This window comes from Pseudomonas sp. NPDC096917 (assembly GCF_044762555.1).
GTDB lineage: Bacteria > Pseudomonadota > Gammaproteobacteria > Pseudomonadales > Pseudomonadaceae > Aquipseudomonas.
This window is the reverse complement of the sequence record NZ_JBIWEO010000016.1, coordinates 36,078-57,845: the sequence shown is the minus strand read 5'-3', so window position 1 is coordinate 57,845 and position 21,768 is coordinate 36,078. Positions and strand designations below refer to the sequence as shown.

The 21,768-nt window shown below is 57.4% G+C and carries 21 protein-coding genes; 12 read left to right on the top strand and 9 right to left on the bottom strand.

Annotated features, from left to right (window positions below):
• Window positions 1–102 precede the first annotated feature (102 nt).
• A complete protein-coding gene (locus ACIQYF_RS18425; protein ID WP_402864685.1) occupies window positions 103–1,785 on the bottom strand; it encodes an AMP-binding protein in 1,683 nt (560 codons plus the stop codon).
• 205 nt (window positions 1,786–1,990) lie between these two features.
• On the opposite strand from ACIQYF_RS18425, the gene ACIQYF_RS18420 reads away from it, so the two are divergent.
• From ACIQYF_RS18420 to ACIQYF_RS18405, 4 genes are all read left to right on the top strand, one after another.
• The gene (locus ACIQYF_RS18420) at window positions 1,991–3,154 is read left to right on the top strand and encodes an isovaleryl-CoA dehydrogenase (RefSeq protein ID WP_402864683.1); all 1,164 of its coding nucleotides are present in this window, start codon (window positions 1,991–1,993) and stop codon (window positions 3,152–3,154) included.
• Window positions 3,155–3,165: 11 nt separating this feature from the next.
• Window positions 3,166–4,773 (top strand): carboxyl transferase domain-containing protein, encoded by a 1,608-nt coding sequence (locus ACIQYF_RS18415; protein WP_402864681.1) that lies wholly within the window; start codon window positions 3,166–3,168, stop codon window positions 4,771–4,773.
• 136 nt (window positions 4,774–4,909) lie between these two features.
• The gene (locus ACIQYF_RS18410) at window positions 4,910–5,728 is read left to right on the top strand and encodes a gamma-carboxygeranoyl-CoA hydratase (protein WP_402864679.1); all 819 of its coding nucleotides are present in this window, start codon (window positions 4,910–4,912) and stop codon (window positions 5,726–5,728) included.
• A complete protein-coding gene (locus ACIQYF_RS18405; protein WP_402864677.1) occupies window positions 5,725–7,665 on the top strand; it encodes an acetyl-CoA carboxylase biotin carboxylase subunit in 1,941 nt (646 codons plus the stop codon). Before ACIQYF_RS18410 ends, ACIQYF_RS18405 begins: the two co-directional genes overlap by 4 nt.
• A 57-nt stretch (window positions 7,666–7,722) precedes the next feature.
• Here ACIQYF_RS18405 and ACIQYF_RS18400 read toward each other — a convergent pair whose 3' ends face one another.
• Entirely contained in the window at window positions 7,723–8,379 is a 657-nt protein-coding gene (locus ACIQYF_RS18400; protein WP_402864675.1) for a LexA family protein, read from the bottom strand.
• Between the two features lie 130 nt (window positions 8,380–8,509).
• Here ACIQYF_RS18400 and ACIQYF_RS18395 point away from each other — a divergent pair, with 130 nt between their 5' ends.
• The 3 genes from ACIQYF_RS18395 (at window position 8,510) to ACIQYF_RS18385 (ending at window position 11,959) form a co-directional block, all read left to right on the top strand.
• Window positions 8,510–8,878, top strand: a complete 369-nt coding sequence (locus ACIQYF_RS18395; protein ID WP_402864673.1) for a DUF6124 family protein — start codon at window positions 8,510–8,512, stop codon at window positions 8,876–8,878.
• Between the two features lie 564 nt (window positions 8,879–9,442).
• On the top strand, window positions 9,443–10,594 hold the full coding sequence (locus ACIQYF_RS18390) for a M14-type cytosolic carboxypeptidase (protein ID WP_402864671.1): 1,152 nt from the start codon (window positions 9,443–9,445) through the stop codon (window positions 10,592–10,594).
• Between the two features lie 54 nt (window positions 10,595–10,648).
• Window positions 10,649–11,959: a protein kinase gene (locus ACIQYF_RS18385; protein ID WP_402864669.1), complete on the top strand. Its 1,311-nt coding sequence runs from the start codon at window positions 10,649–10,651 to the stop codon at window positions 11,957–11,959.
• 123 nt (window positions 11,960–12,082) lie between these two features.
• Here the strand turns inward: ACIQYF_RS18385 and ACIQYF_RS18380 are convergent, their stop codons facing one another.
• Window positions 12,083–12,787 (bottom strand): YebC/PmpR family DNA-binding transcriptional regulator, encoded by a 705-nt coding sequence (locus ACIQYF_RS18380; protein ID WP_402864667.1) that lies wholly within the window; start codon window positions 12,785–12,787, stop codon window positions 12,083–12,085.
• Between the two features lie 99 nt (window positions 12,788–12,886).
• Complete coding sequence (locus ACIQYF_RS18375; RefSeq protein ID WP_402864665.1) at window positions 12,887–13,744, bottom strand: LysR substrate-binding domain-containing protein; 858 nt, start codon at window positions 13,742–13,744, stop codon at window positions 12,887–12,889.
• 114 nt (window positions 13,745–13,858) lie between these two features.
• Between ACIQYF_RS18375 and ACIQYF_RS18370 the strand changes: the two genes are divergently transcribed.
• A complete protein-coding gene (locus tag ACIQYF_RS18370) occupies window positions 13,859–14,968 on the top strand; it encodes a 2-aminoethylphosphonate--pyruvate transaminase (RefSeq protein WP_402864663.1) in 1,110 nt (369 codons plus the stop codon).
• Between the two features lie 70 nt (window positions 14,969–15,038).
• Window positions 15,039–15,866 carry a phosphonoacetaldehyde hydrolase gene (phnX, locus tag ACIQYF_RS18365; RefSeq protein ID WP_402864661.1) on the top strand — a complete coding sequence of 276 codons (828 nt, stop codon included), beginning with the start codon at window positions 15,039–15,041 and terminating at the stop codon, window positions 15,864–15,866.
• A 95-nt stretch (window positions 15,867–15,961) separates the two neighbouring features.
• Here the strand turns inward: phnX and ACIQYF_RS18360 are convergent, their stop codons facing one another.
• Window positions 15,962–16,522: an NADPH-dependent FMN reductase gene (locus ACIQYF_RS18360; protein WP_402864659.1), complete on the bottom strand. Its 561-nt coding sequence runs from the start codon at window positions 16,520–16,522 to the stop codon at window positions 15,962–15,964.
• A gap of 196 nt (window positions 16,523–16,718) precedes the next feature.
• Between ACIQYF_RS18360 and ACIQYF_RS18355 the strand changes: the two genes are divergently transcribed.
• Entirely contained in the window at window positions 16,719–16,967 is a 249-nt protein-coding gene (locus tag ACIQYF_RS18355; RefSeq protein WP_402864657.1) for a hypothetical protein, read from the top strand.
• 95 nt (window positions 16,968–17,062) lie between these two features.
• A complete protein-coding gene (locus ACIQYF_RS18350) occupies window positions 17,063–17,974 on the top strand; it encodes a LysR substrate-binding domain-containing protein (RefSeq protein ID WP_402864655.1) in 912 nt (303 codons plus the stop codon).
• 108 nt (window positions 17,975–18,082) lie between these two features.
• On the opposite strand, the gene ACIQYF_RS18345 is transcribed toward ACIQYF_RS18350, so the two are convergent.
• The 4 genes from ACIQYF_RS18345 to ACIQYF_RS18330 form a co-directional block, all read right to left on the bottom strand.
• Window positions 18,083–18,655 carry a GNAT family N-acetyltransferase gene (locus tag ACIQYF_RS18345; protein WP_402864653.1) on the bottom strand — a complete coding sequence of 191 codons (573 nt, stop codon included), beginning with the start codon at window positions 18,653–18,655 and terminating at the stop codon, window positions 18,083–18,085.
• A gap of 81 nt (window positions 18,656–18,736) precedes the next feature.
• Window positions 18,737–19,495, bottom strand: coding sequence for a DNA polymerase III subunit epsilon (gene dnaQ / locus ACIQYF_RS18340; RefSeq protein WP_402864651.1), 759 nt, complete (start codon window positions 19,493–19,495; stop codon window positions 18,737–18,739).
• Window positions 19,488–19,940, bottom strand: coding sequence for a ribonuclease HI (gene rnhA, locus ACIQYF_RS18335; RefSeq protein ID WP_402864649.1), 453 nt, complete (start codon window positions 19,938–19,940; stop codon window positions 19,488–19,490). Before rnhA ends, dnaQ begins: the two co-directional genes overlap by 8 nt.
• Before the next feature lie 90 nt (window positions 19,941–20,030).
• On the bottom strand, window positions 20,031–20,789 hold the full coding sequence (locus ACIQYF_RS18330; protein WP_402864647.1) for a methyltransferase domain-containing protein: 759 nt from the start codon (window positions 20,787–20,789) through the stop codon (window positions 20,031–20,033).
• A 124-nt stretch (window positions 20,790–20,913) separates the two neighbouring features.
• Between ACIQYF_RS18330 and gloB the strand changes: the two genes are divergently transcribed.
• Complete coding sequence (gene gloB / locus ACIQYF_RS18325; protein ID WP_402864645.1) at window positions 20,914–21,693, top strand: hydroxyacylglutathione hydrolase; 780 nt, start codon at window positions 20,914–20,916, stop codon at window positions 21,691–21,693.
• The last annotated feature ends 75 nt before the right edge of the window (window positions 21,694–21,768 follow it).

The window sequence follows — 21,768 nt, the reverse complement described above, 5'->3', positions numbered from 1 at the left end:
ACTGAGCAACAACGGTCGAGGCATGCAGACTGCGATCAGTTAGCCTTTAAGAGCACCAAAAATCGCCGCCTGATGCCTGCATCCTGAGCAGGTCCGAGCGCCCTACCCCTTGTGAAGCTCCTGAATGCTGATCTCACGCATTTTGAATTTTTGGATCTTGCCGGTCACTGTCATTGGAAATGTATCCACAAACTTGAAATGACGGGGCGTTTTGAAATGCGCGATACGTGACTTGCACCAGGTTTGCAACTCAAGCTCATTGGTGCTGTGGCCAGGATGAAACTTGATCCAGGCGACAATTTCTTCGCCATATTTTTCGTCGGGAATCCCCACGATCTGCACATCGGCCACCGCCGGATGGGTAAAAAAGAACTCCTCTAACTCACGCGGGTAAATATTTTCGCCGCCGCGAATAATCATGTCTTTGTTACGCCCGACGATGCGCACATACCCCTGTTCATTCATCTGGGCCAAGTCCCCGGTATGCATCCAGCCTTCACTGTCGATGGCCTCGCGGGTCGCCTGCGGGTTGTTCCAGTAGCCGAGCATCACGCTGTAACCACGGGTGCAGAGTTCACCCACTTCACCCCGCGCAACAAGGTTGCCTTGAGCGTCGATCAGCTTGTTCTCTAGCTGAGGCTGAGTGCGCCCTACAGTCGTTACGCGTAATTCAAGGTCATCATCAGGGCCGGTCTGCATTGAGACAGGGCTGGTTTCGGTCATGCCATAGGCAATTTGCACCTCGCCCATGTGCATCTCGCTGATAACGCGGCGCATCACTTCTATCGGGCACGTTGCGCCAGCCATGATCCCGGTGCGCAGGCTCGATAAATCAAACCCGGCGCGCTGTGGGTGGTCGAGCATGGCGATAAACATGGTTGGCACGCCGTAAAGTCCCGTAGCCCGCTCTTGAGCGACCGCTTGCAGAGTCAGGCCAGGGTCAAAGGCTTCACTCGGATAAATCATAGTGGTGCCGTGTGTCACGCACCCCAGGTTACCCATCACCATGCCAAAGCAGTGATACAGCGGCACCGGAATGACCAGCCGATCCCTGGCCGTAAGCCCCAGGCTTTCGCCGACCATATAGCCATTGTTGAGTATGTTGCGATGGCTGAGGGTTGCGCCCTTGGGAAAGCCTGTGGTGCCAGAGGTGTATTGAATATTCACCGGCTGGTCAAAATGAAGACTGACTTGTCGTGCGTCGAGTTGTCCAGACTCAACCTCATTGCCTAATACAGTCAGTTGCGACCATGGCAAGAACCCTGCGGGCGGCTGCGCATCCAGGCTGATAATCCCGCGCAAGGCATCAAAACGTTCACTCTTGAGTTGACCAACCGGCTGCTCGCTCAGTTGCGGAAGCAATTCCTGGAGCATGGCGTGATAGTTCGAGGTTTTGAACAGACTCGCGCTCACCAACCACTGACACGCGGACTGTTTGAGGACGTACTCAAGCTCGGACAAACGGTAAGCAGGGTTGATATTGACCAGGATCACACCAATTTTCGCGCTGGCAAACTGACAGATAAACCACTCGACACAGTTAGGCGCCCAGACCCCCAGTCGATCACCGGTTTGCAGCCCCAGCGCCAACAGCGCCTTGGCGTGCAGATCAACCGCCTGGGCCAATTGCGCCCAGGTGTACCGCTGGTGTTGATGACACACCACCAACGCTTCGCCTTCGGGGTAGCGGGCAGCCGTTTGATCAAAAGCCTGACCGATGGTCATCGCCAGTAACGGCTTGTCTAGCGCGCCCTGGCTGTAACTGGGGACGGATTGCGGCTTCATGACAACTCCTCTTGTGATTGTTTTGGGAGCATGAGGAATTCGCGCAACTGCGCCCTCACTTTGAAGAACAGCAATTACTCTGAACGAAGTTGACGTTAACGTAAAGGTCATTGACAGCTTTCGCGACCAAGCTTACGTTAACGTAAAGCTTACCCATGGCGATGCTGTAAACGCCTCCTAATAAGAACAACGATCAAGGTGCCTCATGAGCTACCCGACTTTGAACTTCGCCCTGGGCGAAACCATCGACATGCTGCGCGATCAGGTGCAAGCCTTCGTCGCCGCTGAACTCGCGCCACGCGCGGCGCAAATCGACAAAGACAACCTGTTTCCAGCCGATATGTGGCGCAAGTTGGGCGAAATGGGGTTGCTCGGCATTACCGTGCCAGAAGAATACGGCGGTACCGGCCTGAGCTATCTGGCCCATGTGGTGGCGATGGAAGAAATCAGTCGAGGCTCGGCCTCGGTCGCCCTTTCGTATGGCGCGCACTCCAACTTGTGCGTCAACCAGATCAACCGCAACGGCACCCACGCGCAAAAACTCAAATACCTGCCCAAGCTGATCAGCGGCGAACACGTCGGCGCCCTGGCCATGAGCGAACCGAACGCAGGTTCGGATGTGGTCTCGATGAAGCTGCGCGCCGACAAGCGCGGGGACCATTTTGTACTCAACGGCAGTAAAACCTGGATCACCAACGGCCCCGACGCCAGCACCTATGTGATCTACGCCAAGACGGATCTGGAAAAAGGCGCACACGGCATCAGCGCATTCATCGTCGAGCGGGACTGGAAAGGTTTCAGCCGCAGCACTCACTTCGACAAGCTCGGCATGCGCGGCTCAAACACCTGCGAGCTGTTTTTCGACGACGTTGAAGTGCCGGAAGAAAACTTGCTGGGCACTCTTGATGCGGGCGTGAAAGTCTTGATGAGCGGCCTCGATTACGAACGCGTGGTGCTCTCGGGCGGCCCGACCGGAATCATGCAAGCGTGCATGGACCTGGTGGTGCCGTATATCCATGACCGCAAACAGTTCGGCCAAAGCATCGGCGAGTTTCAGCTGATTCAGGGCAAGGTCGCGGACATGTACACCCAGCTCAACGCCAGCCGTGCCTACCTGTACGCCGTTGCGGCCGCCTGCGAGCGTGGCGAAACCACCCGCAAAGATGCCGCCGGGGTGATTTTGTACAGCGCCGAACGTGCTACGCAAATGGCACTCGACGCCATCCAGATTCTGGGCGGTAACGGTTACATCAATGAATTCCCTGCCGGACGACTGCTGCGTGACGCCAAGCTCTATGAAATCGGCGCAGGCACCAGCGAAATCCGCCGCATGCTGATCGGTCGCGAACTATTTAACGAAACCCGCTGAGGAGCGCACGTATGTCCATCTTGCATACGACCATCAACCCGCGCTCAGTGGAGTTCGCCACCAACCGCGACGCCATGCTCAAACAGGTCGATGCCCTGCATACCCTGCTTGAACAAGTGCAGCAAGGCGGCGGCGCCAAAGCGCAGGAGCGCCACACCTCGCGCGGCAAGTTACTGCCGCGCGAACGGATTGATCGCCTGCTCGACATCGGTTCGCCATTCCTGGAGCTCAGTCAGCTGGCAGCGTATGGCGTGTACGGGGAAGACGTTCCGGCAGCCGGAATCATCGCTGGCATTGGTCGGGTGGAGGGCGTGGAATGCATGATTGTGGCCAACGACGCCACAGTCAAAGGCGGCTCTTACTACCCGCTAACGGTCAAAAAACACCTGCGTGCACAGACCATTGCCGAGCAAAACCGCTTGCCGTGCATTTATCTGGTGGACTCGGGCGGCGCCAACCTGCCACGTCAGGATGAGGTGTTTCCGGACCGCGAACACTTCGGTCGGATCTTCTTCAACCAGGCCAACATGAGTGCTGCCGCAATTCCGCAAATCGCCGTAGTGATGGGCTCGTGCACCGCAGGCGGCGCCTATGTGCCGGCCATGGCCGATGAAGCGATCATGGTGCGTCAGCAAGCAACGATTTTCCTGGCCGGTCCGCCGCTGGTAAAAGCTGCCACCGGTGAAGTAGTCAGCGCCGAGGACTTGGGCGGTGCCGATGTGCACTGCAAGATCTCCGGGGTCGCCGACCATTACGCGGACAGTGACGAGCATGCTTTGGCGCTGGCCCGGCGCAGCGTGGCCAACCTCAACTGGCGCAAGCTGGGTCAGTTGCAACACCGCACGCCATTGCCGCCGCTCTACGCCAAGGACGAGTTGTACGGCATCGTCCCGGCTGATGCCAAACAGCCATTTGATGTCCGAGAAGTCATCGCGCGACTGGTGGACGGATCGGTATTCGATGAGTTCAAAGCCTTATTCGGCACCACGCTGGTCTGTGGTTTTGCGCATTTGCAGGGCTACCCGGTGGCGATTCTGGCCAACAACGGCATTTTGTTTGCCGAAGCCGCCCAAAAAGGGGCGCACTTTATCGAACTGGCCTGCCAACGCGGGATTCCGTTGGTGTTTTTGCAGAACATTACCGGTTTTATGGTCGGGCAAAAATACGAAGCGGGCGGCATCGCCAAGCATGGCGCCAAACTGGTGACCGCCGTGGCTTGCGCCAAAGTGCCTAAATTCACCGTGATCATTGGCGGCAGCTTTGGCGCAGGCAACTACGGTATGTGTGGCCGCGCCTACGACCCGCGTTTTCTGTGGATGTGGCCAAACGCCCGAATCGGTGTAATGGGCGCCGAACAGGCCGCCGGGGTGCTGGTGCAGGTCAAGCGCGAGCAGGCTGAGCGTAACGGTCTGGTGTTCAGCCATGAAGAAGAGGCGCACATCAAACAACCGATCCTCGATCAATACGAGCATCAGGGCCACCCCTACTACTCCAGCGCCCGCTTGTGGGATGACGGCGTGATTGATCCGGCGCAAACCCGCGAGATGTTGGCGCTAGGCTTGTCGGCGGCGTTGAACGCGCCCATCGAAGCCACGCGCTTCGGCGTGTATCGCATGTAAACGCGCTTTTGTAGCCGATTGCGAAGGCTGCGAACAGGGCCGCGAGACCTGCAACAACGGGGTCGCTACGCGATCCTTTGGCCTGCACAAACGGCTACAAACCTTCTACATGTACAGCCATTAAGGACTGACGCACATGAACGATTTCAACACCCTTGAACTGCATACCGACCCCCGGGGTTTTGCCACCCTGTGGTTGAGTCGCGAGCAGAAGAACAATGCCTTTAATGCCCAGATGATCCGCGAACTGATCCTTGCACTGGATGCGGTACAGAGCAATAGCAACCTGCGCTTTTTACTCGTGCGCGGGCGCGGCAAGCATTTCAGCGCCGGTGCAGACCTGGGCTGGATGCAGCAATCGGCCGAGCTCGACTACAACACCAATCTGGATGACGCGCGGCACTTGGCCGAGTTGATGTACAACCTGGCCAAGCTGAAAATCCCGACGCTGGCCGTGGTGCAAGGTGCCGCCTACGGCGGTGCACTGGGCCTGATCAGCGCTTGCGACATGGCAATCGGGGCCAAAGAGGCGCAGTTCTGTTTATCTGAAGTGCGCATTGGCCTGACCCCTGCCGTGATCAGCCCCTTTGTGGTTCAAGCCATCGGCGAGCGCGCCGCGCGCCGCTTTGCCTTGACCGCCGAACGTTTCAGCGGTGAACGCGCTCGCGAACTGGGGCTGCTGTCGGAGTGTTACCCCCTCGCCGAGCTTGAGCAGCAGATCGACCACTGGGTCGATAACCTGCTGCTCAACAGCCCGCAGGCCATGCGTGCCTGCAAGGACTTGCTGCGCGAAGTCAGCCACGGTGCACCGACTCCGGCCATTCGCCGCTATTGCGAAAATGCGATCGCCCGGATTCGGGTCAGTCCCGAAGGCCAGGAAGGCTTGCGGGCCTTTCTGCAAAAACGCGCCCCTAGCTGGCAAACAGAAACTTCGACCCAGGAGCCGCGTTCATGAACGCCCCACTCATTACGTCCGTATTGGTGGCCAATCGCGGCGAAATTGCCTGCCGGATAATGCGCACTGCCAAGGTTCTGGGCCTTACCACCGTTGCCGTACACAGCAGCACTGACCGCGATGCACGGCATTGCCGTGAAGCTGACATCTGCGTTGATCTGGGGGGCAGCAAAGCCGCCGACAGCTACCTGAAAATCGACAAGATTATCGCTGCCGCCCACGCCAGCGGCGCGCAGGCGATCCATCCGGGTTATGGCTTTTTGTCAGAAAATGCAGGCTTTGCGCGAGCCATTGACGCCGCCGGACTGATTTTTATCGGACCGCCCGCCTCCGCCATCGATGCCATGGGCAGCAAGTCTGCCGCCAAAGCGTTGATGGAAACCGCGGGCGTGCCATTGGTGCCGGGCTACCACGGCGAAGCGCAAGATGTAGAAACCTTTCGTGTCGCGGCTGAGCGTATCGGCTACCCGGTGTTGCTCAAGGCCACCGCGGGCGGCGGCGGCAAGGGCATGAAAGTGGTCGAGGATGTCAGCCAATTGGCCGAAGCCCTGGCGTCGGCTCAGCGTGAGGCGCTGTCATCGTTTGGCGATGCGCGGATGCTGGTTGAAAAATACGTGCTCAAGCCTCGGCATGTTGAAATCCAGGTATTTGCCGACCAGCACGGCAATTGCCTGTACCTCAATGAACGCGACTGCTCGATTCAACGGCGCCACCAGAAAGTCGTGGAAGAAGCCCCAGCGCCGGGTCTGAGCGCCGAGCAACGCCGAGCAATGGGCGAATCAGCCGTTCGCGCGGCACAAGCTATCGGCTATGTCGGTGCGGGCACCGTGGAATTCTTGCTCGATGCCCGGGGCGACTTCTTCTTTATGGAGATGAACACCCGCCTGCAAGTCGAACACCCGGTAACCGAAGCCATCACTGGACTGGACTTGGTAGATTGGCAAATCCGCGTCGCACGAGGCGAAGCCCTGCCGATCACTCAAGCGCAAGTACCACTGCGCGGCCACGCGATTGAAGTGCGCCTGTATGCCGAAGACCCGAGCAACGATTTTCTGCCACAAACCGGGACGCTCGAGGTGTACCGCGAGTCGGCGGCCGGGCCAGGGCGCCGGGTCGACAGTGGGGTCAGTGAGGGCGATAAGGTGTCACCGTTTTACGACCCGATGCTGGGCAAGCTGATTGCCTGGGGCGAAGACCGCGAGCAAGCTCGCCTGCGGTTGCTGGCCATGCTTGATGAGTTCGCCATTGGCGGTTTGAAGACCAACCTGAGCTTTGTTCGGCGAATTATCGGACACCCTGCCTTCGCATCAGCCGAGCTGGATACCGGATTCATTCCACGCTATCAGGCGCAGTTGCTTGCACCCGCTCAGCCGTTACCACCCGCATTTTGGGATGCAGCCGCTCAAGCGTTCCACCAAAGCCTGACACCAAAACAACGCATCGACGACCCGACATCGCCCTGGGCAACCCCCTCGGGTTTTCGCAGTGGCTTGCCAGCCAAGACCCTGGTCGTGCTGAACGCTAACGGCGAGCAGCACGCAGTCAGTCTCGCAGTGTCAGGAGCGACCTTGCACAACGAACAGCTGGTGATCGAAGACCACGGTGTTCGCCGTCAGCATCTGGCCATTCGTCGCGCTGACACCCTGTATCTGCGCTGGGACGGCGACCTGCACAGCGTCAGCCTCCACGACCCGATTGCCGCCGTTGGCGCCAGCCACGGACAACAGGGCGGCTTGACTGCGCCAATGAATGGCAGTGTTGTACGGGTGCTGGTGGCGGTCGGCCAGAACGTCGATGCCGGCACTCAATTGGTGGTACTCGAAGCCATGAAGATGGAACACAGCCTGCGAGCGCCCCACGCGGGTGTGGTCAAAGCCTTGTTCTGCGAAGAAGGTGAAATGGTCAGTGAGGGGACCGCCCTGATCGAAATGGAATAAAAAAGGCGGGTACCAATATCGGTACCCGCCTTTTTAGGAGTGTGTGCAGCGTTTTACTCAGAACTTTGTCGTGGCCTGCACCACCACACCAATAATCGAGCAGCGCTCATCAAACAGGATTTTCGGATAGGTCGGGTTCAATGGCTTGAGGTAAAGCTGCCCGCTCTCTTCGCTCAACTGCCTGAATGTCGCCTCGGCAGATTCAGGCGTACGGGCAATCACCATTTTGCCCGGCTCGGGTTCAATGTCCGGGTCTACCAAAATCATCATCCCTTGCGGAACACTTGCACCCACCGGCGACGTCATTGCATCGCCTGTTACTTGCAACCAGAACGCTGCGCCCTTGGCGTAATGATCACTGACCTCGAACACGGTGCCGGTCTCATAGCCTGCGAGCATTCTCTCGTTAACCTGACCCGCCATCGCCCAGTCACTGACCGGATAGCGAAAGGCTGACGTGATGTCGTAAGTGCAGTCGTCAATATCTGCATCATTCGCCGCGGCATTGCGTTCGCGTATCACCAAGGCAACTTCCAGGTGCTCAAGCCCCAAGGCATGCAGCACTTTGTTCATTGTTGGCAAGTCGGGCTGGCGGCGTTTATTGAGCCAATGCCCAACACCCCCCTGGGAAGCTCCAACGCGCTCGGCGAGTTTTTCCTGGGTGAGTTTTAGCTCACGCAATTTGGTTCTGACTAAAGCGATCCATTTATCCATCTGCGGAACAATACGGATTGAAATCGAGGCAACAATACACATTCCGTATTATTTATATCCTTACCTCAAATACCTATTGTACTAATCTGAGTGCGGCAGATCCGACTAATCTCAGAAACGCAGGTAAATCATGACTCCTATAACAAAAATTCCTCTCAGCACTGACCTCGACATTGAGCTTGAAGCCCTCAAAGACGACGCCGCCACCCAGCGCGCACTGGACTATTATTTGAAACCAGCTGTTTCCCAGCCCTCTCGCGAGAAGAAGTTGTTCCTGGTCAGTGATGACTTGAGCGAGGAAGAGGCGTTGGTCAATGCATCCGATTACCTGCGATGCGGCTTGTCCACGACACAAAATGCAGCCGAGAGCCATCAGGGTCAGCATCGAGATCAGTTTCTGGCAGTGGCGATCTTTATCGAGTCCGCCAAGCAACTGCTGGACAAGGCTCTGGATATGCGGCAGTTGCCTGCACGCAAAGATGCAAATAAGCATGATTGAGCACATTGCGACGCACGTGCAAAACCAGCGGGCTAGAGCTTTAGCGGGAGAAATGGAAAATAAATTTCCCAAACGGGGAGAAAATCATTTGACTTGCAAATGAGAATGATTAGTATTGCTTGCAGCTGGTCGCGAGATCAGCCGATAACTCAAAGGACCTTAGGTCGGTCTTTCGAATTATCTCCTCATCAGGCTAATCACGGTTATTTGACCCGGCTACTCGCCGGGTCTTTTTTTTGTGGCCAGTTTTCTGGCTCAGCGTGCTTCAGGCTAATGAAGTCTGGTGTGCGGCCGTTTTTTTTCAGTGGCCGCTACGATGCGGGCGATGATAGCAAAAGAACATCGACGAACGGAAGCCTGAAGCCCGGATCTATGGACGTAATGGCAATTTAGCACTTGGGAATCACTCTCAAATACGCTATTCTCGCCCAGCGTCAGGGATGACGCCCCCCCTCGCGCCCCCCTCCTTGTTTCACCCAGACATTCCTCCAAAATTCCGTATTGGCGCGTCGCAATTGCGATGTAAAGTAGCGACCACAATTATCTGATCGCAGGATTTGGACGATGACCGTGGCGCCCTCCGCACTTCATATCAGCAGCGACTTTGACAGTGGCAACATCCAAGTACTGGATGCCAGCAACCCACTGCACGTGCGACTGGCAATCAAACCAGACACCAAGAGCCCACATTTCCAGTGGTTCCACTTCAAGGTCGATGGCTTGAGCCCTGGCCAGACTCACCGCTTTGAATTGAGTAACGCCGGCCAGTCCTCGTACAACAAAGCCTGGGATGGCTACCAGGCTGTTGCGTCTTACGATCACGAAAACTGGTTTCGCGTGCCCACGCAATTCGACGGTACCGCACTGACCTTCAGCCTTGACCCCGAGCAACCGCAGGTCTGGTTTGCTTACTTCGAGCCTTACAGCCGCGAGCGCCACGATCGACTGATCAAGAACGCACTTCAGTGGTCCGGCTGCGAAGTGCTGGCGGTTGGTAAAAGCGTCGAGGGCCGCGACATCCCGTTGCTGCGCAAAGGCAACGGCGGCAGTCGCAAACACAAAATCTGGATCATTGCTCAACAGCATCCTGGCGAGCACATGGCCGAATGGTTTATGCAGGGCGTCCTGGAGCGCCTGGAGCAAGGCAGCGACCCGCACCTGCGTAAGTTGCTCGACTATGCAGACCTGTACCTGATCCCCAACATGAACCCGGATGGCGCCTTTCACGGGCATTTACGCACCAACGCCAACGGCCAGGATTTGAACCGTGCCTGGCAAAACACCGACCCGCAGGTCAGCCCCGAGGTGTTCTTCGCCCTGGAGCACATGCACACATACGGCGTCGACCTGTTTCTGGACATACACGGCGACGAAGAAATCCCCTATGTGTTCACCGCCGGCTGTGAAGGCAACCCTGGCTACACCGAACGCCTGGCCGCACTGGAAGAGCGCTTTCGCAGCCATCTGCGCAACCTGACCCGCGATTTCCAGACCGAGCATGGCTACACCCGCGACGAGCCCGGTCAAGCCAACATGACCTTGGCCTGCAACAGCGTCGGCCAACGTTTTGATTGCCTGGCGCTGACCCTTGAGATGCCTTTCAAGGACAACAACAATGCCCCCGACGCGATCACCGGCTGGTCGGGAAAACGTTCCATGCAGTTGGGTAAAGATGTGTTGAGCACGCTGTCGCACATGGTGCGCGAGCTGCGTTGACACCCATTCACCTGTGCACTTTCTACTACGGACACGAGTACTCAAAGCCTGCTTATGGATACCCTCGCTAAACTGCGCGCCGGTCAATTGATCGGCCACAAACGTCTGGATCTGTCATGCGGGCTGACTGAATTCCCACAAGAGATTTTCCAACTGGCTGACACCCTGGAAATCCTCAACCTGAGCGGTAACGCGCTCAGCCGTTTACCCGACGACCTGCATCGACTGACGCATTTGCGCATTCTGTTTTGCTCGGACAATCAGTTCACGGAGTTGCCCGCCTGTCTGGGGCAATGCGCGAAATTGAGCATGATCGGCTTCAAAGCCAATCAGATTGAAAGCGTGCCCGCAGCAGCGCTGCCGCCGTTGTTGCGCTGGTTAATCCTGACTGACAACCGCATCCAGCAACTGCCCGAAGAACTCGGCCAGCGGCCATTGCTGCAAAAACTGATGCTCGCGGGCAACCGTCTGCAACAGTTACCTGCAAGCATGGCCAACTGCGAGCGGCTGGAGCTGATCCGGCTGGCCGCCAATCAGTTCACCGAACTGCCTGAGGTCGTGCTGGCAATGCCTGCGCTGAGCTGGCTGGCTTACGCCGGGAATCCGTTGCGTGAAGACGCCAGTGCCCTGCGCGAAGCCGACAACACACCAGACATCGACTGGTCGCAGCTTGTGCTGGAGCAAAAACTGGGCGAAGGCGCTTCTGGGATCATTTATCAAGCACAGTGGAACGCTCCCGGCCAGCCTGCCCGGGCCGTGGCGGTCAAACTGTACAAAGGCGACATCACCAGCGATGGCTCGCCGCTCAATGAGATGAGCGCCTGCATCGCGGCTGGCCAGCATCCAAACCTGATCAGTGTGTTGGGCCGTGTGGCGGGCCATCCCGAACACCAGGCCGGGCTGGTCATGGAATTGATCGCCCCCTCGTTCATGAACCTTGCCGCCTTGCCCAGCTTCGCCACCTGCAGCCGTGATGTGTATACCGACAGCACGCGCTTTACCCGCGACAGCGCCTTGCGCATCGCCCGCGGCATTGCCTCGGCGGCTGGCCACTTGCATGCCCAAGGCATCTGCCACGCAGACTTGTACGCGCACAATATTTTGTTCAACGCCGAAGGTGACTGCCTACTCGGTGACTTTGGTGCAGCGTGCTTCCATGCCCTGAACGACAGCCCGCAGAGTCGTGCGCTACAGCGCATCGAAGTGCGTGCATTCGGGATTTTGCTGGGGGAGTTGCTGGAGCGGATCGACTCAGGCTTGAGTGATCAACAGAGAGCCTCGTGGGTGGACTTGCAGCAGCGCTGCACTCAACCGGACGTGTTGGCGCGGCCCGATTTTGCGCAGATAGCCCAGTTGCTGGGATAAACCCTTGATCGTGTAGCCGCTGGCGCAGGCTGCGATGGGCTGCGTAGCAGCCCCTTACCTCTAGAAGCGAAGGTCCTGTAGACCTTATCGCAGCCTTTGGCGACTACCCGTTTTAGATCGGAATCAAGCCAGCGCCACGAACATTTCCTGAACGTCATCCTGGTTGTCCAGGTTTTCAAGAAACGCTTCAACTTCGGCCATCTGCTCGTCAGTCAAGCCGCTGACCGGGTTTTTTGGCTGGTAGCCCAACTTGGCCGAGAGCACGATAAAACCCTGCTCTGGCAAGGCCTTTTGCACGGCGTCCAGATCGGTGGTTTCAGTGATGAACAGGGTGGTGCCTTCTTCTTCGCCCGGTTCAAAATCCTGGGCACCTGCTTCGATAGCGGCCATCTCCGGATCAGCGTCCAGCGTCTCAGGCTTGGCTTCGATCATGCCGACGTGGTTGAAGTCCCATGCCACCGAACCCGAAGCGCCCAATTGGCCCTTGCGGAACGCTACACGGATCTCGGCAACGGTACGGTTGACGTTGTCGGTCAGGCACTCAACGATCAACGGCACCTGATGCGGGGCAAAACCTTCGTAGGTTACGCGGTGGTATTGCACCGCTTCAGTGCCAATACCGGCACCTTTGTTGATCGCACGCTTAATGGTGTCTGCTGGCATCGAAGCTTTTTTGGCTTGCTCATAAACCAGGCGCAAATGCGAGTTCATGTCCGGGTCAGCGCCGTTACGTGCCGCTACTGTCAGCTCCTTGGCCAACTTGCCGAAAATTTTGCCGCGTGCATTGGCGGCGTCCGCTTTGTGTTTAACCTTCCACTGTGCGCCCATTACTCACTCTCTCAATCGGGTGTGTCGCGGCATTGATTGGCCGTCGAATGGGCGCAAGTTTATACGGCTGAAAGTCGTCAATCGACCAAAAAATCCAAATTACGCGGCCAAGTCCATAAACGCCTTGATCAACCGCAGCGGCGCGCGGCGCTCAATACAGCCCAGCATATGGCGGTTGGTCAAGCCCAAGCCGTTGATCGGCACCGCACCTACCCGCGGGTCGTGACTGACTTCAGCCGACGACACAATACCGATACCCAACTGCGCTGCCACCGCTTCGATGACGGCTTCGCGGCTATCCAGCTCCAGCAGCACCCGCGGACTGACCCCGGCGGTGTCACAGGCATGGTTAAAGGTGCGGCGGGTAATCGAACCAGGCTCGCGCAGCACCATGATCACAGCGTCGAGTTGCCTAATATCGACGCCATCCGCCAGCGCCAGCCACGGATGACCCGCGGGCACCAAGGCGCAAATCCGCGACTCACTCAATGGGCGCAGGGTCAGGCCTTTACGCGGCTCAACCTCGGTCAGCACAGCCACATCGACATGCTCGGCGAGCAGCGCGGCCAAGGTTTCCTGAGCATTGCCCAAACGCAAATTGACGGTAATGCCGGGATAGCGCTCGCGCAGGCTCGCCAGCATCGGCATCACCAGGTGCGGCCCGTCTGCGGCCACCTCAAGCCGGCCGCTGAGGAGTTGCCGATTGGCCTCCAGCAGCACCTGCGCCTCATCCACCAGGCCAAATATTGCGCGGGTAATGGCCGCCAGCTTGGTGCCCTCCTCAGTCAACTCAACACGCCGCGCGGTACGCCGCAGCAAGGTGATTTGGTAATGCTCCTCAAGGGCCTTGATATGCCCGGTAACCGCTGGCTGGCTGATGAACAGGCGCGCAGCTGCCCGCGTAAAGCTGCCTTCGCGGGCCACGGCATCAAACGCGCGCAGCTGAAATAAATTCATATGTATAAGTCTCACCGATGACTGGCATAACGACAAACAATTTGATTGATATAAGCCCGCCCTGCAACTTATGCCGGGTATTGAGTCGCCACCAACGCGTGTGAGGAACCCTAAATGCCCCCTGTAGTACCGATCCTGCTGACGCCGGGCCCACTGACTACCTCGCCACGCACCCGCCAGGCAATGATGGTCGATTGGGGTTCATGGGATGAACGCTTCAACCAACTGACCGCCAGCCTCTGCGAGCAACTGCTGGCGGTTATCAAGGGTGGCGACACACACCACTGCGTGCCACTGCAAGGCAGCGGCACCTTTGCGGTCGAGGCAGCGATTGGCACGCTGGTTCCACGAGACGGCCATGTACTGGTGCTGATCAACGGCGCCTACGGGAAACGCCTGGCGAAAATGTGTGAAGTCCTCGGTCGTCGCTTCACTCCCTTTGAAACCGCCGAAGACCAACCGAGCACCGCAGCCGACATCGACCGCCTGCTGCATGCCGACCCGAGCATCAGCCACGTGGCATTGATTCACTGCGAAACCAGTACCGGGATTCTGAATCCGCTGCCAGAGATAGCTGCAGTCGTTGCCCAACATGGCAAACGTCTGATCATCGACGCCATGAGCTCTTTCGGCGCGCTGCCTGTTGACGCACAAAAAGTGCCGTTCGATGCGCTGATCGCTGCGTCTGGCAAATGCCTGGAAGGTGTACCCGGCATGGGGTTTGTGTTTGCCCGCAAGCAGTCGCTGGCCAATGCCGCGGGCAACTCGCATTCGCTGGCGATGGACCTGCAAGACCAGCAGGCCTATATGGCCAAGACCGGCCAGTGGCGCTTCACTCCGCCGACCCATGTGGTCGCGGCACTGCATGAAGCGCTGCTGCAATACAACGAAGAAGGCGGTTTGCCTGCACGCCATCAGCGCTATGCCAACAACTGCCGGACATTGATCGATGGGATGGCAAAACTGGGGCTGCGCAGCTTCCTGCCCGACGCGATACAGGCGCCGATTATCGTCACCTTTCATGCCCCGAACGACCCGCGCTATGCGTTCAAAACATTCTATGAACGGGTTAAAGCCAAAGGTTTCATCCTGTATCCCGGCAAGTTGACCCAAGTCGAAACATTCCGCGTGGGCTGCATCGGACACGTCAATTCGCTCGACATGGAAGCTGCCGTGAATGCCGTCGCCGAGGCGTTGCGCGAAATGGAAGTGACCGACATCTGATTTCGCCATGCCTTCAAAACACTCCAAATTCTATCGTGCGGCCAAGACCGCTCACACAGGAATCACAGACATGAACTACACCACCCCAAGCAAACTTCAGGCGGCCATTCTCGACTGGGCAGGTACCGTGGTCGACTTCGGTTCGTTCGCCCCGACCCAGATTTTTGTCGAGGCGTTTGCCGAGTTCGGCGTGCAAGTGTCTATCGAAGAAGCCCGCGGCCCGATGGGTATGGGCAAGTGGGACCACATCCGCACCCTGTGCGACCAACCGCAGATCACCGAGCGCTACAAAAAAGTGTTTGGCCGTGCACCGACTGACAACGACGTCACGGCCATTTACCAACGCTTCATGCCGTTGCAGATCGAGAAAATCGCGGAGCACTCGGCGCTGATCCCCGGCGCACTGCACACCATCGCCGCGCTGCGCGAGCAAGGCATCAAGATAGGTTCGTGCTCAGGCTACCCGGCACAAGTGATGGGCAAGGTGGTTGAACTGGCCGCGAGCAATGGCTACGTCGCTGACCACGTCGTCGCCACCGACGACGTGCCCAACGGCCGCCCCTGGCCGGCTCAGGCGCTGGCCAATGTGATCGCCCTGGGGGTTGATGATGTGGGTGCCTGCGTAAAAATCGACGACACCGTACCCGGCATTCTCGAAGGGCGTCGTGCCGGCATGTGGACAGTCGCGCTGGTGTGCTCCGGCAACGCACTGGGCCTGACGTACGAGCAATACCGCGCGCTGGACGCGGACACGTTGAACGCAGAGCGCACACGTATTCGCGCGCTGTTCGAGGGCTCGCGCCCGCACTACTTGATCGACACCATCAGCGACCTGCCGCAGGTAATTGCCGATATCAACAAGCGCCTGGAAAATGGCCATATGCCACAAAGCAGCTAATCGGCCCCATCAAGAGCAAGCTTGCCTCGCCATCTTTTGATCTTTAAAAAATCGCGAGCAAGCTGGCTCCTGCATTTAACCGAGTACCGTTTGAATCAGGCTTTTTTCAGTAATTCGACCCAATGACTGTAAGCGTCGATAAAGCCCTGCAAGAAAGGACGGGTTTTTTCCGACAAAGCTCCCGATTCATCGAAGGCACTGCCCGCACCGCCCAAGTAAGCCTCCGGCTGTTGCAGGCATGGAACGTTCAGAAATACCAGCGATTGACGCAAGTGGTGGTTGGCGCCAAAGCCCCCGATCGCACCCGGCGAAACGCTGAACACGGCGCCAGGCTTGCCGCTCCAGACACTTTTCCCATACGGGCGCGAGCCTACATCGAGGGCATTTTTAAGAGCTCCCGGAACCGAACGGTTGTATTCAGGGGTCACAAACAGCACGGCGTCGGCCTGCTGCACCTGATCACGAAAAACACTGTAGGCCGCAGGTGGCGCAGAGACATCAATGTCTTCGTTATACAGCGGCAGATCGCCGATCTCGACAATGTTCAGTTTCAAATTTGCGGGGGCCAGTTCTGCCAGGGCATGAGCTACTTTTCGATTGAGCGAATCTTTCCTCAAACTGCCAACTAGCACTGCTACGTTGTAGACCTTGCTCATGGAAAACTCCGAGTCTGTGACGGTAGGAAGATTAGTTATAGATGATCGGGCGCCTTTCTTGCACCTCTGTTTACCCTATCGGCCTGCAAGCCTGTAAAGTAGCCGGACTATTTTTTCCAAATCGTTAAACTTCCCCTACTGATCAACGGTCTACAGAACCGAAAATTGGGTGTTTATCTCCAGAGGTTCTCTACAAATGGCTGCAGTTTTAGTTGGACAATTTCATGCAAGAGACGCGGAAGGCCGCGTTTATTCTGTGCATGAGTTTAAAAATTCCGATACCGCAGACGGTCAGCCCGTAATCACCTACAAACTGGCTATTGGCGATCGCGTAACAAAAATCAGCGAAACTGAGTTCAAACTGGTCCAGTCGGAAATTCAACTGATTCGCGAACCTGAAAACCCAGTGGTTAAAAAGCCTGACACGCTCGAAACATCGGTATAACTCTGTACTCCCGGCATACCGCTGAAGTCACAGGATGAGACTTGGGTCAGGCTTGGCAACGCTGAAACCTCATCCGTTGAACATGGACTTCACGCATGCGTTTACGTCACATCGAAGTGATCCAGGCTATTTTGCAAACAGGCAACCTCGACCATGCGGCCGAGTTGCTGCAATTGCCTGCGGCCACTCTCACTGCCACGCTGCATGAAGCCGAGCAACAGCTCGGCTTCATGCTGTTTGCCAGCGTTCGCGGGCGACTTCAGGCCACGCGTGAAACCCTCCTGCTACAACCTCTGGTCAATCAGCTGTATCTCGACATTGAGCCACTTCGCAGGCTTGGCGAAGCGCTGCGTCAGCACCAGGAACCGACCTTGCGCGTAGTGTGCAGTGAAACCCTCGCGCAGCCGTTGCTGCCCCACAGCATTGCGGCACTCAGAAGGCGTTTTCCCGAGACACCCGCCGCCTTGAGTTGCCAGCCGCGCGCCGAAATAGTGCGCAGTCTGTTAATGGGCGAAAACGACGTAGGGCTCAGCTTGCACCCTAGCGAACAGCCGGGCATTGACTGCCTGAAACTGGTTCAGGGCAAGGTGCAACTCCTGGCGCCCCATGGCTGGTTATCCCCCAGGCAAAAATACATCGCCCTGCACGACTTGGCCGGACAAGCCATGATTGGTCTGCGACAGCACGATCCGTTAAGCCGGATTCTGGACAGCAAGTTGCACACGTTGCACCCAACGCCGGTGGTGCACATTGAGGTTCAGAGCTATCAGATGATGCGCAGTATGGTTGAGGCGGGCGAAGGGCTGGCGTTGGTTGATCCGTTCACAGCGATTGGCGCCAAAGCCAGCGGGCTTGATGTGTGCCCCTTGTCACCTGCCGTCCCGGTGATGTTGTATGCGCTGACGCGCAAAGGCTCAGAGCCCGGCCCGGCGCTCAAGGCCTTGCTCGACATCGTGCGTGAAAAAGCCGAAGCCTTGCTGGCAGATCAGGGTGTTGTGTCGCTTTAAAGGTCAGAACGTGTAGCCGCGGCCGAAGGCTGCGATAAAGTCCGCAGGGCCTTCGCTTTTAATCCAGAATCCAAGGGCCGCTGTGCAGCCTGGAGCAGCGGTTACGCATTACAGACGGTTCTCAAACAGCAGATACCAAAAGATCGCCACTTCGCAAGTCTGCGGGTCGATCCCGCGATAGCGCAAATAGTCGATACCGCCTACCTGATAGCCACAACGTTCATACAAGCGGCAGGCGCCGATGTTGTTGTTTTGGGTTTCGAGCACAATGCCCGGCAGGTTTTTCTTGTGGCTCCAGAACTTGACCACGTCCAGCAGTGATTTAGCCACACCATGGCGACGGGCATAGGCCACGACGGCCAGTTCATCAACATGGGCGAAACCGTTCCAGTTAGTGCTGACCACCACATGCCCGACCGGCTGATCATCCAAATAGGCCATAAAAATGGCGCTGTCCGGCGCCCCGCGATAACTGGCAAATTCATCCGGGTCAATGCCATAGCATTTGCGATAGGGCGTGATCATGTCCAGGGGCCAGTGCTCGACCTTTTTGTGACGGTCGGCACGGGCATAGGCATTCACTTCAAAACTGAAATCATTGCCCCACACATAGGGGGCAAAACCTTCATCTGCCAAACGAACCGAGACAACAGGATCATTGGGGTTCATAACCAGACGCATGAAAATTCCCTCTTTCTTGCTGTGAGATGCCCCTGCGCAAGCCATCGCCGCCTGCCACAGCCAGAACACCCCCTCGCAGACTTACTGTAAGGTCTGGCCTTTGGCTTCCATGAGCTGCGCCCATAGAGACGGACCACCCGCCGATTTGGCAATGGCCTCAAGGCGCGCAGCATGCTCGGCCAAGTCGTTTTCACTTGCACGAATAATCCGACCAGTTTGACGATTCGCTGACAAACGGCGAATTTCGCTGGCCTGGTTGCCTGAACCTTCGCCAGAGCCATTGCCGTCTGAAGCATTGCCAGCCAGTGACAAGCTAGTCTGGCCGCCGGTCATGGCCAGATAGACATCGGCCAAAATCTCGGAGTCGAGCAACGCGCCGTGTAACTCACGACCCGAGTTGTCGACGCCATAGCGTTTGCACAAGGCGTCCAGGCTGTTGCGCTGCCCAGGGTGACGCGCACGCGCCATCATCAGGGTATCGAGGATCGTGCAGTGTTGGGTCAGGTCTGCGCGGTCCGACTGCCCGATCAGGGCAAATTCGTTATTCAGAAAGCCCACGTCAAACGCGGCGTTATGAATGATTAACTGCGCGCCTTTGATGAAGTCAAAAAACTCATCGGCCACTTCACCAAAACGTGGTTTGCCGACCAGAAATTCGTTGGTAATGCCATGGACGCCGATGGCGCCCTCGTCACTTTCACGATCAGGTTGCAGGTACACGTGAAAATGGCGGCCCGTCAGGCGACGCCCCATTAACTCCACGCAACCAATCTCGATCACCCGGTGGCCATCAGTGACAGGCATACCGGTGGTTTCGGTATCGAGTACCACACTACGCATGCTTGGCGCCTCTCATTTCTTCCACACCGCGATTGGCCAACTGATCGGCACGCTCATTGCCCGCATGGCCAATGTGCCCACGAACCCATTGCCATTTAACCGTGTGACGATTGACTTGCTCATCGAGCAACTTCCACAGGTCGGCGTTTTTCACCGGTTCTTTGGCGGCGGTTTTCCAGCCGCGCTTTTTCCAGTTGACCATCCACTCGGTGATGCCTTTCATCACGTATTGCGAGTCGGTGACCAACAGCACCTCACACGGACGCTTGAGTTCTTCAAGGCCGCGAATGGCCGCCATCAGTTCCATGCGATTGTTGGTGGTATTGGGTTCGCCACCCCAGAGTTCTTTCTCTACGCCTTGGCAGACCAGCAAAGCCCCCCAGCCACCCGGGCCAGGGTTGCCCTTGCAGGCACCATCGGTGAACATTTCAACGCTATCGCTCATTGCAAACTACCCAGAAAAGGCTGCTACGGCCTGTCAATCAAGTGATGATCGACAGCACCTGAGGCCGGGCTAACCCGACCCGATATTGAATTAGGGTTCTGTATGACGCCGATTGACCTTGGCCATCTGCAAGGGAATCAGCTTGCCCTGTGGCTCTCGGCGTAATGGTTTGACGGGACGCAAACCCACCACCATTTTGCGAGCAACCAAGACATAGAAGCCTCCACCGGCCAATTGCCAGCCACCCGCCTTACGCTCCCAACCTGACAAACGACCTTGCCACGCCTTGGAAGCAAGCGGCGGACGATAGCATCCGAAGCGGCGTTTCTCCAGCGCAAAGCCCAGCAGGTTCAGCCAGTCGGCGACGCGTGAAGGCGAAATGCAACGCGCCTTGCACAGCGCATCCTTGGTGAAAACATGCCGCAGCCCCCAACTGCTCCAGGGGTTGATGCCCACGATCAATAAATGACCGCCGGGGCGCACGCTACTGGCCGCTTCACGCAGCAAACCGTGGGGCGACAGGCAGAAATCCAGGCCATGCTGCAACACCACCACATCGGCAGCATGCTCGCATAACGGCCAGGACTGCTCTTCACAGATAATCTCGACACCCGGCAAGGGTGCGCCCAGACGCACATTGCGTTGCACTTGCGGTGCCTTGGGCGGAGTGTCGGCACCCGGTCCGTAATGCACCAGATAGCCGCCGAAATAGCGTCCGAGTTCCTCTTCAAGCACTCGTTGCTCGTCTTCCAGCAACAACTGGCCAAGGGGGCCAGACAGCCATTCGCGGGCCGAACTAATCAGTTCCAGCCACTCAGGATCCGCCTGAGCCAATGCTTTATCGGTCATTGCTCCTCCACCTCACCATCCACCTGTTACAAAACTTACGCGCGGCTGACGCTTTAATGCGGCTCGCAATAAAGCGCCAACAGCCCCTAAGATGCGCCATTGTTTCGCACTTGGGAATTGCACCATGTTACAGATCGACGCCCTGCCCGCCTTTAACGACAACTACATCTGGTTGTTACAGGATACGACTCAAAAGCGCTGTGCCGTGGTTGATCCGGGTGACGCCGCGCCAGTCCTGGCGTGGTTAAAGCAGCACCCGGACTGGGTACTGAGCGATATTCTGGTCACCCACCACCACTTCGACCACGTCGGGGGCGTTGAGCAATTGTGTAACATCACCGGCGCCAAAGTCTGGGGCCCGGCGCAGGAAAACATCCCGGCACGACAAGTGGCACTGAACGATAACGACCACATCACGGTGCTAGGCCTTGAGTTCGAGGTGTTCGTGCTGCCAGGCCACACACTGGGGCACATTGCTTATTACCACGCGGATGCTTCAACCCCGTTGCTGTTCAGCGGCGATACGTTGTTCGCTGCCGGCTGTGGCCGGTTATTTGAAGGCTCGCCCGAACAGATGTACCGCTCACTGAACCGACTGGCAGTACTGCCGGCGCAAACAGCCGTGTACTGTACGCACGAGTACACCCTGAGCAATTTGCGTTTTGCCCACGCCGTAGAACCGAACAACCCGGACATTGCCGCCAGAATTGCGCAAGTAACGGCCTGGCGCGCAGAAGGCACTATCAGTTTGCCCTCCAGCATGGCGCTCGAATTGCGCACGAATCCCTTTTTAAGGGTCAATGAAACATCCGTTAAAGAAAAAGCTGACGAATGGAACAAGCAGGACAATGACTCGCCCAGCGCGGTCTTTGCCAGCTTGCGCAGCTGGAAAGATAAGTTCTAATCAGGGTCGCGGTTGGCACAAAAATTCTGAACGGTTGACCGCGTCCCCCCTGCTTTCTAGAATCGCCCGACATTT